The organism is Nocardioides salsibiostraticola (assembly GCF_054783655.1).
The window spans coordinates 80,718-93,756 of sequence record NZ_BAAGQD010000006.1; the positions used below are offsets into that span (position 1 = coordinate 80,718).

At 67.8% G+C, this 13,039-nt stretch carries 12 protein-coding genes; 7 read left to right on the top strand and 5 right to left on the bottom strand.

The features are described 5' to 3' along the window. Positions 1-120: 120 nt before the first annotated feature. Together ACYVLV_RS04565 and ACYVLV_RS04570 are read left to right on the top strand one after the other, a co-directional pair. Positions 121-1,599 (top strand): ABC transporter substrate-binding protein/permease, encoded by a 1,479-nt coding sequence (locus ACYVLV_RS04565; protein WP_460808027.1) that lies wholly within the window; start codon positions 121-123, stop codon positions 1,597-1,599. Continuing rightward, entirely contained in the window at positions 1,596-2,381 is a 786-nt protein-coding gene (locus tag ACYVLV_RS04570; RefSeq protein ID WP_460808028.1) for an amino acid ABC transporter ATP-binding protein, read from the top strand. Before ACYVLV_RS04565 ends, ACYVLV_RS04570 begins: the two co-directional genes overlap by 4 nt. 506 nt (positions 2,382-2,887) lie before the next feature. Here ACYVLV_RS04570 and msrB read toward each other — a convergent pair. From msrB to ACYVLV_RS04585, 3 genes are all read right to left on the bottom strand, one after another. Beyond that, complete coding sequence (gene msrB, locus ACYVLV_RS04575) at positions 2,888-3,340, bottom strand: peptide-methionine (R)-S-oxide reductase MsrB (RefSeq protein WP_460808030.1); 453 nt, start codon at positions 3,338-3,340, stop codon at positions 2,888-2,890. 254 nt (positions 3,341-3,594) lie between these two features. Further along, the gene (locus tag ACYVLV_RS04580) at positions 3,595-4,017 is read right to left on the bottom strand and encodes a type II toxin-antitoxin system VapC family toxin (protein WP_460808032.1); all 423 of its coding nucleotides are present in this window, start codon (positions 4,015-4,017) and stop codon (positions 3,595-3,597) included. 332 nt (positions 4,018-4,349) lie between these two features. After that, positions 4,350-4,931, bottom strand: coding sequence for a dihydrofolate reductase family protein (locus ACYVLV_RS04585; RefSeq protein ID WP_460808034.1), 582 nt, complete (start codon positions 4,929-4,931; stop codon positions 4,350-4,352). Between the two features lie 411 nt (positions 4,932-5,342). Between ACYVLV_RS04585 and coaE the strand changes: the two genes are divergently transcribed. Together coaE and ACYVLV_RS04595 are read left to right on the top strand one after the other, a co-directional pair. Next, entirely contained in the window at positions 5,343-5,933 is a 591-nt protein-coding gene (gene coaE / locus ACYVLV_RS04590; RefSeq protein ID WP_460808036.1) for a dephospho-CoA kinase, read from the top strand. Then, complete coding sequence (locus tag ACYVLV_RS04595; RefSeq protein WP_460808037.1) at positions 5,930-7,162, top strand: MFS transporter; 1,233 nt, start codon at positions 5,930-5,932, stop codon at positions 7,160-7,162. Before coaE ends, ACYVLV_RS04595 begins: the two co-directional genes overlap by 4 nt. 11 nt (positions 7,163-7,173) lie before the next feature. Here ACYVLV_RS04595 and ACYVLV_RS04600 read toward each other — a convergent pair whose 3' ends face one another. Further along, positions 7,174-8,154, bottom strand: a complete 981-nt coding sequence (locus ACYVLV_RS04600) for a sigma-70 family RNA polymerase sigma factor (protein WP_460808038.1) — start codon at positions 8,152-8,154, stop codon at positions 7,174-7,176. Between the two features lie 182 nt (positions 8,155-8,336). Further along, a complete protein-coding gene (locus ACYVLV_RS04605; RefSeq protein WP_460808039.1) occupies positions 8,337-10,466 on the bottom strand; it encodes a S9 family peptidase in 2,130 nt (709 codons plus the stop codon). A 52-nt stretch (positions 10,467-10,518) separates the two neighbouring features. Between ACYVLV_RS04605 and ACYVLV_RS04610 the strand changes: the two genes are divergently transcribed. The 3 genes from ACYVLV_RS04610 to ACYVLV_RS04620 all read left to right on the top strand — a co-directional run bounded on the left by ACYVLV_RS04610 (position 10,519) and on the right by ACYVLV_RS04620 (position 13,039). Further along, a complete protein-coding gene (locus tag ACYVLV_RS04610; RefSeq protein ID WP_460808040.1) occupies positions 10,519-11,205 on the top strand; it encodes a LamB/YcsF family protein in 687 nt (228 codons plus the stop codon). Positions 11,206-11,606: 401 nt separating this feature from the next. Next, on the top strand, positions 11,607-12,200 hold the full coding sequence (locus ACYVLV_RS04615; RefSeq protein WP_460808041.1) for a 5-oxoprolinase subunit B family protein: 594 nt from the start codon (positions 11,607-11,609) through the stop codon (positions 12,198-12,200). Then, the gene (locus ACYVLV_RS04620) at positions 12,197-13,039 is read left to right on the top strand and encodes a 5-oxoprolinase subunit C family protein (RefSeq protein ID WP_460808042.1); all 843 of its coding nucleotides are present in this window, start codon (positions 12,197-12,199) and stop codon (positions 13,037-13,039) included. The genes ACYVLV_RS04615 and ACYVLV_RS04620 overlap by 4 nt, the downstream gene beginning before the upstream one ends.

Here is a 13,039-nt window from a genome sequence, read left to right on the forward strand (position 1 = left end):
CGGGGCGGTACCCGTCAGGCCGACCCCCAAACTCGACGACGGCATGCTCAGGAATGGGCGAGCGACTCTGACTGTTCGGCCTCCGTGCACGCACTCAAGAGTCTCCCGCGATGGTTGTGGATGGCGCTCGCCCTCATCGCGCCGCTCGGTCTGATAACGGCGTACGCGCCGACCACTTCGGCTGCCTCGATGTCGAGCGAGGGCGACCGGCCGGTGGTTCGGGTCGGGACGGAGGGGACCTACCCGCCGTTCAGCTACCGCGACCCGTCCACCGGTGACCTCACCGGCTACGACATCGACGTGATGCGCGCCGTGGGGGAGGAGGCCGGGTTCGACGTCGAGTTCGTCACGGCGCCCTTCGACGCGCTCTTCGCGGCCCTCGACTCCGGCCGGATCGACGCGATCGCCAACCAGGTGACCATCAACCCCGAGCGTGAGGCGAACTACCTCTTCACCGAGCCGTACACCTACTCGCGCGGCGTGATCGTGACCGCGGCCGGCACCGACGACATCACCTCGCTCGAGGATCTCGCCGGCGTGACGACGGCCCAGTCGGCCACCAGCAACTGGTCCCAGGTGGCCCGTGACGCGGGGGCGACGGTGCAGGCCGTCGAGGGGCTGCCCCAGGCCGCGGCGCTGGTGGCTCAGGGTCGGGTGGATGCGCTCGTGAACGACAACATCGCCGTGCTCGACTACCTGGCCTCGACCGGCACCGACGAGGTGAAGATCGCCGGCAACGTGGGTGGCGAGGTCGGGCGCCAAGCCCTGGTCTTCCCGCAGGATCAGGCGGCCCTGCGTGATCGCGCCGACGAGGCGTTCGCGGTGCTCCGGGACGACGGCACCCTGGCCAACATCTCCGAGGAGTACTTCGGCGTCGATGTGTCGGTCGACGACGTCGCCGACCGCAGCGACCCCGAGGTCGCAGGCACCAACGGTGGACGCAGCACCTGGGACGTCCTGCGCGACACGGCAGGGCCCACGACCCTGGCCCTGGTGAAGGCGACGATCCCGCTGACGATCATCAGCTTCTTCGCCGGCCTCGCCTTAGCCCTGGTCGCCGCGCTGGCGCGGATGTCGTCGCTACGGGTTCTTCGCCTCCCGGCGCGCTTCTACATCTCGGCCATCCGGGGCACCCCGCTGCTCGTGCAGTTGTTCATCGTGTTCTACGGACTGCCGCAGATCGGGATCAGCCTGCCGGGCTTCGTCGCGGCCTGTCTGGCGCTGAGCCTCAACGTCGGCGGTTACGCGGCCGAGATCATCCGCGGTGCGATCCTGTCGGTGCCACGGGGCCAGTTCGAGGCTGCGACGACGATCGGCATGGGCTACCGGAAGACGATGCGGCGCATCGTGCTGCCCCAGGCGACCCGGATCGCCGTACCGCCGTTGTCGAACACGCTGCTCTCGCTGGTCAAGGACACCTCGTTGGTCTCGGTGGTCCTGGTGACCGACCTGTTCCGGGTGACGCAGAACGTCGCCTCGGTCACCGGCAAGCCGCTGCCGCTCTACCTGATGGCTGCGGCGTACTTCTGGGTCGTCTGCGTACTGCTGTCCTACGGCCAGAACAAGCTCGAGAAGCGGTTGGAGAGGTTCGCGGTATGACGACCCATCACGAAGAAACTGCCCCGTTGGTCGAGGTGAGGGGGCTGAGCAAGACGTTCGGCGACACCCCCGTGCTGCGCGACGTCGAGTTCAGCGCGCCGTCGGGTTCGAGCACCGTGTTGCTCGGGCCCTCGGGCTCGGGCAAGACGACCGTGCTTCGCTCCCTCAACGTGCTCGAGACTCCCGACAGCGGCGTGGTGCGCATCGGCGACGCCGCAGTCGACTTCGGCGCCAAGCCTCACGACCGTGCCGGGCGCCGGCGCGAAGTGCGGGCGCTGCGCTCGCGCAGCGGCATGGTCTTCCAGTCGCACCACCTGTTCCCCCACAAGACGGTCCTGGGCAACCTCGTCGAGGGTCCTGTGCAGGTGCAGGGCCGCCCGTACGACGAGGCGGTGGCCGACGCCCGGGTGCTGCTCGAGCAGGTCGGCCTGGCCGACCGGGAAGACGCCCACCCCTCGGAGCTCTCCGGTGGCCAGCAGCAGCGGGTAGGAATCGCTCGGGCCCTGGCCCTGCGACCCGACGTCGTGCTGCTCGACGAGCCCACCTCGGCACTGGACCCCGAGCTGGTCGGTGAGGTGCTCGCCGTCATCCGTGACCTCTCGCAGCAGGGTTGGACCATGCTGATCGTGACCCACGAGGTGCGGTTCGCCCGCGACGTCGCCGACCAGGTGCTCTTCCTGGACGACGGTGTGGTCGCCGAAAGTGGTGGCACGGAAGTGCTCACCGATCCACAGCACGAGCGCACGAAGCGGTTCCTGAGCAGGGTGCTCGACGCTCGCTGATGGCGGTGCATAGGCGGCGGTTGGACACATGCGTCATGAGGCAGAGCAGGGCAGCGACGGCCACATCTGTGCGACGTGGATCTGCCAATCAGTCGCCGTGCACGCGGGCAGCGGTCAGGAAGTCGTTGTGCGACAGGCCCCACACCCGCCACCAGTCCGAGCCTGGTGGTTTCACCAAGGTCACCACATAGAGATCGTCGACCGGTGCGGCTTCGAGGACGATGGCAGCTTCGTCGCCTGCGTACTCGATGAACTTGACGTCCCCGACGAGTCAATGGCTGCTCAGGCAGCCTCGACGGCGACCGGTCGTGCCGGCCTCGGCATGCTCGAGTCACGGAGCCCGCGGAGCTACCTGCTCGCGGCCACGCTCGGAGTAGGAGCTGCCGATCTGCGGGGGATAGACGCGGGCTGTCGCGGTGAACTGTCGAGGCGATCGCCCAGTAGGCCCTTGCTCCTCCCGAGGTCGTCAAACACGGGGGGCGGCCTTTCCGTACGGCGCTTCAAGGTTATTCGGGCGAACCCACCGCGTGTGGAGACGCAGACTCATCAAGATTGAGCGCGGCGCCGTTGATGCACCATCGCTGGCCGGTGGGTGCCGGACCGTCCGCGAACACGTGTCCCAGGTGCCCTCCGCAGCGGGTGCATGTGGCCTCGCGTCTTGGCAGCAGCATTTTGAAGTCGGTGCGGATGCTTACGCCCTCCGGGGTCGCCGGGGCGGTGAAGCTGGGCCAGCCCGTACCGGACTCGAACTGGTCCTCGGTTCTGAACAGCTCGGCCTCGCAGCCCATGCATCGGTACACCCCGGCTGGGTTCTTGGGTGGGTGCTCGTACGGGCTGCTCAGGGGGGCCTCCGTGCCTGACCGGCGAAGCACCCTGTAGGCCGCGGGTTCGAGGCTCGCGCGCCACTGAGCATCCGAGCGGACAACCTCGAGCTTCGGTTGGGAGCGGCGCCTGAACATATGACCAGACTACGGATGGGGTCCCGACGAAGATCTGGCGCCGGAGGCCAGTTCCACACTGCCATGTCCGCAGTCGGCGTCGGTCGCTTGTCGGTTTCTGTACATCGGGCGGAGCTACCCCTTCGCGGTCACAAGCGGGGGAAAGACGCGGGTCAAGCTGACCAGCCGCCACGCGGGCAGGCTCTGTAAGACGTCCGATAGCGGATCGGCCTGTGGGGACAAAACAGAGGCGGCTCGCCGAGTGGGTGAGGATGCTAAGACCACGTCTCGATCACGGCCGTTTGCGCTGGGGCCTTTCCGAATTTTCGGTCATCGGTGAGCAGCGGCATGCCGAGCGACTCGCTCAGCGCCAGGTAGAACGCGTCGTAAGCGGTGAAGTTGTCCCGCAGTGCCAGTGCCCGCCGCTGGAAAGGCTGCATCGGGTAGCGCACGACCGGCAGGTCCGCGAAGTCGTCGAGCATCTGCTCCGCGCGATCGGCGGTGATCTGGATCGCAGGTTTCGACGTCATCAATAGCCCGCGTATCGCCGACGTCACCTCAGCATCGATGAGTGCTGGCGCGTGAACGTACCGTTGCTGGGCGAACCGTTCGCGCAGTTCGCCATCGTCTCGCCGGTTCTGCAGTAGTCGCACGACGATCGAGGCGTCTACGACTGCCATCTCACCGTCGGCCGTCATCGATGAACGACCGGATGTCCTCACCACTGGCCTCGACACTGCCGCGGGAGGCTATCCGCGCCAAGACCTCGGTCATCGCTGGGCGGGACGTGTCATCGTGGATTAGTTCACGCAGGTAGCTAGACAAAGACATGTTCCGAGACGCTGCGCGTGCGCGCAAGGCTTGCGCATCCTCAGAGGGGACGTCGCGGACCTGAAGGATCTCAGTGCTCATGCCCAAGAGGCTACCCGACGCTCATGAAGAATGCATGCATCCTTATCCCCGGTTGCGGTTGGGCTTGCGGGAAGTCGCCAGCCGGCAGCGTCGGCGGGCAAAGATGAGTCAGGATGCGTCAGGCTCGGTCGAGTGTCACCACCCGCACTCCGGAATCGAGCAGCAGGGCGTCGACAGGCGTGAACATCGTCGGCTCGAACGGACCATCGAACATCGGGACCCCAGAACCGATTGTCGTCGGGTTCTGCTTGATCACCAGTCGGTCGACCTCGGGCAGGAGGCTGTGCGCCAACTTGCCCCCGCCGACCAGCCAGATGTCTTTGCCCTCCTCGGTCTTGAGTGTCCTCACCCGATCAAGCGCATCAGCTCTGACGACCTCGATGTCTGACCCGGCTGCGGTCGCCAGCGTCGTTGAGAACACCAAGTGACGAAGGTGCGGGTAGGCATCATCGAGCCCGGCCGCCACCCCGACCTCATAGGAGGCCCGACCCTCGAGCACGGAGTCGAACACGTGGCCCGGCCCGGCAATGCCCAGGGCTTCACGTGCTGGCGCTGGCAGCGTCTCCGGGAAATTCAACGCGATGAACTCGACGAGGTCGGGTGTGACCGGAAAGAAACTCTGGGCGCTTGGGTCGCCGCCATCGGGCCCGGCGATGAAACCGTCCATGGTGGTGGCGACGTAGTAGATGAGCTTGCGCATGGGTGTTCCGATCTACGAGATGTGGCCAGGAGGGGTGCTGTACGCCGGCATCAATTGCCTGGCTGGGCTGACGGCGCGCACTCTAGCCACCGACGGTGGACGAATAAAAGTGATTTCATAAGCCCGGAATCGGGACTGCCGGTTGAGGATCCTGAGCCGGAGAAGCTGCAGCCGGGGTGACCCGTCAAACGTGCAATAGGCGCTCAAGCGGACGCAGGGCCGCTCATGAGGGCGATCGAATCCTCCATTGCACGTTTGAACGGTCAGTACGCGGCGACTGGCTACACACTCAGTCGCTGAATGACAGAAGGTCCGGTGGGGCGCCGCGCCACCGTAGTCGCAGATCCTGAGTCGGGCGGGGTGATCGATCGCCGAATCCGTCTGAGCGGGACGCCCCATTAACCTGAGCGCATGCGAGTTGGACTCACCGGCGGGATCGCCTCGGGCAAGAGCACGGTCTCGGCGATGTTCGCCGAGCTGGGTGCGGTCATCATCGACGGCGACGTGCTCGCCCGCGAGGTCGTGGCCAAGGGCACCCCGGGTCTGGCCGCGGTCATCGACCTCTTCGGAGACGAGCTGTTGACCCCTGAGGGCGAGCTCGACCGACCGGCGATGGGGGCGATCGTCTTCAACGACGAGGCCAAGCGCAAGCAGTTGGAGGGCATCGTGCACCCCCTGGTCTTCGAGCGGTACGCCGCACTGGAGGCCGCCACCGGCACCGACGACGTGGTCATCCACGACATCCCGTTGCTCGCCGAGTCCGGTCGCGCCTCAGAGTTCGACGCCGTCGTGGTGGTGGACGTCCCCGAAGAGGTCCAGATGCAGCGGATGCTCGAGGACCGTGGATGGACCGAGGCCGACGCTCGCTCACGTATCGCCTCCCAGGCGACTCGCGAGGACCGCTTGGCCATCGCGACCCACGTCATCGAGAACGTCGGCACCCTGGACGAGCTGCGCGACCGCGTCGCCGAGGTGCACGCCTCGCTGGTCGACGCGTCGTGAGGACGCGCGCCGAAAAGACGCTGGTCCTGGTCGGCATCATCGTCCTGGGCTTCAACCTCCGCCCCGCCGCCGTCAGTGTCGGCCCCCTCCTCGAAGAGATCCGCACCGGCCTCGGCATGTCCGGGGCCGCAGCCGGACTGCTGACTTCCCTCCCGGTCCTCGCCTTCGCCGGCTTCGGCGCGGCCGCGCCCGCGCTGGGACGCCGCATCGGCGTACACCGGATCACCCTGATCTCCCTGGTCGCCGTGGTCCTCGGCCTCCTCGGACGCAGCCTGGTCGGTTCCGTCCCGTCGTTCCTGGCTCTGTCGCTGCTCGCCCTGGGCGGCATGGCCACTGCCAACGTCCTGATGCCCTCGTTGGTCAAGCTCCACTTCCCGGACCGCATCGGGCAGATGACTGCGATCTACTCCACCTCGCTGGCCATCGGCCTGACCGGCGCCTCCGTGCTCAGCGTCCCGATCGCCGACGTCGCCGGCGGTTGGCGCCCCGGTCTGGCCGCCTGGGGCATCACCGCCCTGATCGCCGCTCTCCCGTGGGTGCTGCTGATCCGGGAGGACCGGCGTACCGACTCGGCGGCCACGTCCTCGACCATCTCGCTGGGCCGGATCGCCCGCACCCGCCTGGGCTGGCTGATGGCGATGTTCTTCGGTCTCCAGTCACTCCAGGCGTACGCCGTGTTCGGTTGGTTCGCGTCGGTCTATCGCGACGCCGGCTTCTCCGCCAGCACTGCAGGACTGCTCCTCGGCCTGATCACCGGGGTGAGCATCCCGCTGTCGTTCCTGGTGCCGTCCCTCGCGGGCCGGATGACGAACCTCGCCCCCCTGATGTGGGGACTGATCATCTGCTACCCGCTCGGTTACGGCGGACTCATGCTCGCGCCCGCCGGGGGAGCGGTTTTGTGGGCCATTCTGGTCGGCATCGCCCTGTCGGTCTTCCCACTGGCTCTGACCCTGATCGGGCTGCGCGCCCGGACCCCGGAGGGCACCGCCGCGCTGTCGGCCTTCACCCAGTCAGTGGGTTACCTCGTGTCAGTGGTCGGCCCCTTCGGCTTCGGCGTCCTGTTCGACCTGACCGGCGGCTGGAACGCCTCTCTCATCGGGCTCACCGCACTGTCTGTGCCGTTGTTGTTCGTGGGGCTTGCCCTGAGCCGCCCGGCCTACGTCGAGGACGAACTGGATCAGAACAGCCGAAAGCCCCCGACCAGGGGAACGGCGGGGGCTCTCGGGTAGTTCAGAGGAGGTCAGGCAGCGAGGTCGGGGTCTCCCAGACGACGCAGTTTCTGCAGCGCCTCCCGCTCCAACTGGCGCACGCGCTCGGCGGAGATGCCGTGCTTGGTCCCGATGTCGGCCAGCTTGTGCTGACGTCCGTCGACCAGGCCGTAGCGGGACCGGATGATGTCGGCCGCGCGGTCGTCGAGCTGGTCGACCAGCGAGTTGAGCCGGTCACGGGCCTCGACGTCGAGCACGGTGAGGTCCGGACCAGGGGCGGTCTCCTGAGCCATCAGGTCGCCCAGGGATGTGTCGCCGTCCTCGTCGACCGGGGTGTCCAGGCTGACGTGCTCACGTCCCCACGCCATCAGGTCCAGGACCCGCTCGTGGGTCATGCCGAGTTCTTCGGCGATCTCCATCGGGTCGGGGTCGCGGCCCAGCTGACGCTCCAGGGTGCGACGGGCGCCGCCGACCTGGTTGAGCTCCTCGACGACGTGCACGGGGAGGCGTACGACGCGGGCCTGCTGCGCGATGCCGCGGGTGATCGCCTGGCGCACCCACCACGTGGCGTAGGTGGAGAACTTGTAGCCCTTGGTGTAGTCGAACTTCTCGACCGCACGGATCAGACCGGTGTTGCCCTCCTGGATGAGGTCCAGCATCGGCATCTGCGCCCGGCCGTACTTGCGGGCGATCGAGACGACCAGCCGCAGGTTGGCGTTGATGAACGTGCGGACGGCCTCGCGGCCCTCTTCGGCCAGCCACTCCAGCTCTTCCTCGGTGGCACGCATCGGGGCGCCGCCCTTGCGGCGACCCACACGACCCTGAGCCAGGAGGGACTCGGCCATCAGGCCGGCTTCGATGGTCTTGGACAACTCGACCTCGAGGGCGGCGTCGAGGAGCGGGTTCCGGGCGATCTCGTCGAGATACAGCCCGACACTGTCGCGGCCTTCGATCTCACGCGTCACCGACGGCTTGCGTGCTGCCGGTCGACGGGTTGCTGTTTGTGTTGCCATTTGAGGATCCCCTCCCTCTGGGTGAGCACGCGATCGCGCTCACATGTGACCCAACGCCACGGACGGCCGGAGGAATTCCCCGGTGTCTCTTCTATGCCTTCGGTTACAAGGACGCTTCGGATCGGTGCAGAGTTGCTTAAATCGCAAACTCTCAGGGACTTCTCAGAACTCAGGGGAACCGTTCAGGCTACAGGGGTGGTGGTGAGACCCATCCGGTCCAGAATCCAGGCCAGCGAGAACGCACGGTCGTGCCACGACTGATAGCGCCCGGATACGCCGCCGTGACCGGCCGACATCTCCGTGCGCAACAGCACCGCACTCTGGGGGGACAAGGCCCTGAGCCGGGCCACCCACTTGGCCGGCTCGACGTACAGCACGCGGGTGTCGTTCAGCGAGGTCTCGGCCAGGATCGGCGGGTAGGTCTGGTCGGTGACGTTGTCGTACGGCGCATAGCTGGCCAACAGGTCGTAGACCTCTGGATCACTGGCCGGGTCACCCCACTCGTCGTACTCGGTGACGGTCAGGGGGAGCGAGGCATCGAGCATCGAGGTCAGGGAGTCCACGAAGGGCACGTTGGCCACGATCCCGCCGAACGCGTCGGGCGCACGGTTGGCGACTGCACCCATCAGCAGACCGCCGGCGCTGGCGCCCTCGGCCACCAGGGTCTCGGGGGTGGTCCACCCGGTGTCGACCAGATGCCGGGCGCAGGCGACGAAGTCGTCGAAGGTGTTGGTCTTGTGGGCCAGCTTCCCCTGGTCGTACCAACGCCGACCCATCTCGCCACCACCGCGCACGTGTGCGATCGCGAAGCCGGCTCCTCGATCGAGCATCGAGAGCCGGGCCACCGAGAAGTAGGGGTCGATGGACGCCTCGTAGGAGCCGTAGCCGTAGAGAAGGACCGGGATGGCCCCGCGGCTGCGCGCGTCGCGACGGGCCACGATCGAGATCGGCACCTGCTCGCCGTCCGGAGCGGTCGCCCACAACCGGTGCTCCTCGTAGACCTCCGGGTCGTAGTCACCCAGCACGGTCGCCTGCTTGAGGAGACTCAGCGAGCGGCTCCGCACGTCGTAGTCGAAGATCGAGGGCGGCACCGCCATGGTCGTGTAGCCCAGGCGTACGACGGGCTGGTCGAAGGAGGGGTTGCCGCCGGAGGAGATGGTGTAGATCTCGTGGTCGAACTCGACGAGATAGTCGTCGACGATGCCCGCGTCGCCCAGCTCGAGCAGACGTAGCTGCGTCAGACCCTCGCTGCGCTGGTGGAGGACCAGGTGGGTGCGGAAGGCGTCGATGTCCTCGAGTCGGACCCCGGCGCGGTGCTCCACGAGGGGCGTCCACTCGGTGCGAGGTGTAGGTGCCACGGGGACGCTGGCCAGCTCGAAGTCCTCTCCCGAGGCGTTGTGCATGACCAGGAACCGGTCCTGGCCGCCGATGACCGCGTGCTCCAGGGAGTACTCCACCCCGGCCTCCCGCTCGGCGAAGATCTGCCAGCCTTGGGCGGGGGCCTCGACGTCGAGATAGCGGTACTCCGAGGTCACCTTGGACCCGGAGGCGATCACCATGAACCGGTCGCTGCGGGTGCGTCCGACCCCGGTCCAGAATCGTTCGTCGATCTCGTGGTGCACGAGCTCGTCGGACTCCTGCGCCGTTTCCAGCGCGTGCCGCCAGATCTTGTCGGCGCGCCACGATTCGTCGTACGTCGTGTAGTAAAGGTTCTCGCCGCTCGGGTCCCAGGTCGCGCCGCCGGCTACCCCGGTGATCTCGTCGGACAGCAGCTCGCCGGTGCGCAGATCCAGCACTCGCACGGTGTAACGCTCATCGCCCACGACATCGGTGGAGTAGGCCAGCAGGTGACCGTCGGGGCTGATGGCCGACCCGCCCATGGAGAAGAACTCGTGTCCCTTAGCCAGGGCGTTGTGATCGAGGAGGACCTCCTCGCCGGGGAGAGCGGGTTCATCGGGACGGGCGTCCTCGGCGGGTTGGGGCGGTGCCCAACTCTCGGCATCCACCACCGGCACCCGACAGCTCACGCCGTACTCCATCCCCTCGAAGGACCGTGAGTAGTACCAGTGGCCCCGGTTGCGCACCGGAACCGACAGGTCGGTCTCCCGCGTGCGCGCCTTGATCTCGTCGAAGATCTGCTGACGCAGACCGGCGAGGTGCTCGGTGGAGGCAGCGGTGTAGTCGTTCTCCGCCGTCAGATAGTCCAACACCTCGGGGGAGTCCTTCTCACGCAGCCAGTCGTACTCGTCGGTCCGCGTGCGTCCGTGGTGCTCGCTGGTGACAGGGCGAGAGGCCGCGAGAGGAGGTTGCATGCGCCCGAACCTAGTCGTTGGGTGGGCAGGGCAGCGCCACTAGGCTCGGGGCATGCCCCGGCTCATCGACCTGAACGCCGACCTCGGCGAGGAGATCACCGATGACGCTGCGTTGCTGAGGGTGGTCACCAGCGCAAACGTGGCCTGTGGCTACCACGCAGGCAACGCCCGGATCATGCAAGAGGTGTGCGAGGGCGCCGCCGCACTGGGGGTCACCATCGGCGCCCAGGTCTCCTACGCCGATCGCGAGAACTTCGGGCGGGTGGCGCGAGAGGTTCCCTTCGACATCCTGCGCGAGCAGGTCGCCCATCAGGTCGGCACCTTGCGGAGGATCGCCGCCTCCGCGGGCACCGAGGTGCGGTACCTCAAGCCCCACGGAGCCCTCTACCACCGTGTTCTCGACGACGACGAGCAAGCATTGGCGGTGCTCGACGGCTCTGCGGGCCTCCCGATCCTCGGTATGCCGGGTGTGCTGCTGGACGCCGCCGCGGCGGCCGGGCAGACCACGATCCTCGAGGGATTCCCGGATCGGGGGTACGGACCGGACGGGCGGTTGCTTCCTCGTGACCAGCCCGGCGCGGTCGTCGAGCAGTCGGATCTGATCGCGGCGCGAGCCGTCGAACTGGCGCCGACGGTCGACTCGCTGTGCCTGCACGGGGACACTCCGGGCGCGGTGGCCCACGCCGGTGTCGTCCGGGCCGCGCTGGAGCACGCCGGGTGGACCGTCCGGTCGCGGTGAACGAGCGGCAGCCTGTGGACGATGTGACTCCTGTGGTGGAAGAAACGGTCACTTCTGTGGATGAGGCTGTGGGACCGAAAGTATGTGGCAAATTCGTGGTCGCACCCCTTGCGAGGGCACCGCGATCAGGCGTAGAACTCTCTCTACCGACACGGAGACGAACCGCAAGGAACGTCGCCGAGGAGGGGGTCAGCACGACAAGAGATCCGCACCGCGAAGCAATTCGAGGCGTCGGCCCGGTGACGGGGACGGCGGGATCTGGATTCGTGCCAGACCGATCGGGCGTCACCGTTTCCGATCAACCTCGAGGGCCTCGTGATGCTCATACCACCACGAGGTCCTCGTCCAATTTCACCGCGTCGCCCGGAAGGTTTGTCAGCCAGGTTTGTCAGACTGGCGCCATGAACGTGCTCCCGGTGGGTCGACGAGGTCGGTTGGTCGAGGTCGACGGCGTCGATCAGGCGCTTCACCTCGCCCGGTGGGCACGGGACACCGGCGTCGAGTGCGACGAGATCGTGCCCGCGGCCACCACCGTTCTCTTCGACGGATTGACCGAACCCGACGACCTCGGTCACCTGCTGTCGTCCTGGGAGCCCGGCGCTCCCACCGCGCCCGGTCAGAGCGTGACGATCGAAGTGACCTACGACGGTGAGGACCTCGCTGCGGTGGCCCGCGAATGGGGGACCGACGAGGCCGGTGTGGTGGAACGCCACCAGAGCATCGAATTCGTCTCGGCCTTCTGCGGTTTCGCGCCCGGGTTCGCCTACCTCGCTGGGCTCCCCGACGACCTCGCCGTACGCCGGCTGGACTCCCCACGGGCCCGGGTCCCCGCCGGGTCGGTGGCCCTGGCCGGCTCTTGGTGCGGGGTGTACCCCACGGCCTCACCCGGAGGATGGCGGCTCCTGGGTCACACCGATGCCGACCTGTGGGATCCCCGTCGCTCGGACCCAGCCACCCTGCCGCCCGGCACCGCCGTCCGGTTCCGCGCCCGATGAGTCTGCGCGTGGTGGACGCCACCGGCCTGGTGACGGTCCAGGACCGGGGTCGAGTCGGGTACGCGCACCTCGGCGTACCCCGGGCTGGGGCGCTGGACCGGCAGGCGGCTGCCCTGGGCAACCGTCTGGTGGGCAACGACGTAGACGCTGCGGTCCTCGAGATCACCTTCGGCACCCTCACGATCGCGAGTGCCACCGGCGTCTGGGTGACCGTCACCGGTGCGCCGTGTCAGGTGTGGGTCGACGGAGTCATCCGCACCCATCACCGTGCGGAGTGGGTGCCGTCCGGGGCGCGGCTGGAGGTGGGGCTCCCCGAGCAGGGCATGCGGGTCTACCTCGCGGTCGCCGGCGGCATCGATGTCGATCCGGTCCTGGGGTCTCGGTCCACAGACACTTTGGCGTGGGTGGGGCCGCCGCGGGTGGAGGTGGACCAGGTCCTTCCGACGGGTCGTCCGTTGGGCCCCCCGGTCGAGCACGAGACGCCACGACCGCCCCAGCCGGGGCCACTGCGGGTGCGGCCCGGACCCCGGAGCGACTGGTTCGAGGCCGACGCGTTCAGCGCACTGCTCGGGTCCTCGTACGCCGTGGGCCCGCAGTCGAACCGCATCGGGGTCCGCCTCGAGGGGCCGACGCTCGACCGACGGCGGCACGACGAACTACCCAGTGAACCCGTGGTTCTCGGGGCCATCCAGGTCCCTCCGAGCGGAGAGCCGGTGGTGTTCTTGGCCGATCACCCCACGACGGGCGGGTACCCCGTCATCGGGGTCGTCGACGAGGAGGATCTGTGGCAGTGCGCTCAGGCCCGGCCCGGTGATCGGCTCCGCTTCACCAGCGCCTGA

Coding starts and splice junctions, on each gene's coding strand:
- ACYVLV_RS04570 (WP_460808028.1), top strand. CDS start 1,596: ATGACGACCCATCACGAAGAAACTGCCCCGTTGGTCGAGGTGAGGGGG.
- ACYVLV_RS04610 (WP_460808040.1), top strand. CDS start 10,519: ATGCCCCGGCTCATCGACCTGAACGCCGACCTCGGCGAGGAGATCACC.
- ACYVLV_RS04615 (WP_460808041.1), top strand. CDS start 11,607: ATGAACGTGCTCCCGGTGGGTCGACGAGGTCGGTTGGTCGAGGTCGAC.
- coaE (WP_460808036.1), top strand. CDS start 5,343: ATGCGAGTTGGACTCACCGGCGGGATCGCCTCGGGCAAGAGCACGGTC.
- ACYVLV_RS04585 (WP_460808034.1), bottom strand. CDS start 4,931: ATGCGCAAGCTCATCTACTACGTCGCCACCACCATGGACGGTTTCATC.
- ACYVLV_RS04600 (WP_460808038.1), bottom strand. CDS start 8,154: ATGGCAACACAAACAGCAACCCGTCGACCGGCAGCACGCAAGCCGTCG.
- ACYVLV_RS04620 (WP_460808042.1), top strand. CDS start 12,197: ATGAGTCTGCGCGTGGTGGACGCCACCGGCCTGGTGACGGTCCAGGAC.
- ACYVLV_RS04605 (WP_460808039.1), bottom strand. CDS start 10,466: ATGCAACCTCCTCTCGCGGCCTCTCGCCCTGTCACCAGCGAGCACCAC.
- ACYVLV_RS04565 (WP_460808027.1), top strand. CDS start 121: ATGGCGCTCGCCCTCATCGCGCCGCTCGGTCTGATAACGGCGTACGCG.
- msrB (WP_460808030.1), bottom strand. CDS start 3,340: ATGTTCAGGCGCCGCTCCCAACCGAAGCTCGAGGTTGTCCGCTCGGAT.
- ACYVLV_RS04580 (WP_460808032.1), bottom strand. CDS start 4,017: ATGACGGCCGACGGTGAGATGGCAGTCGTAGACGCCTCGATCGTCGTG.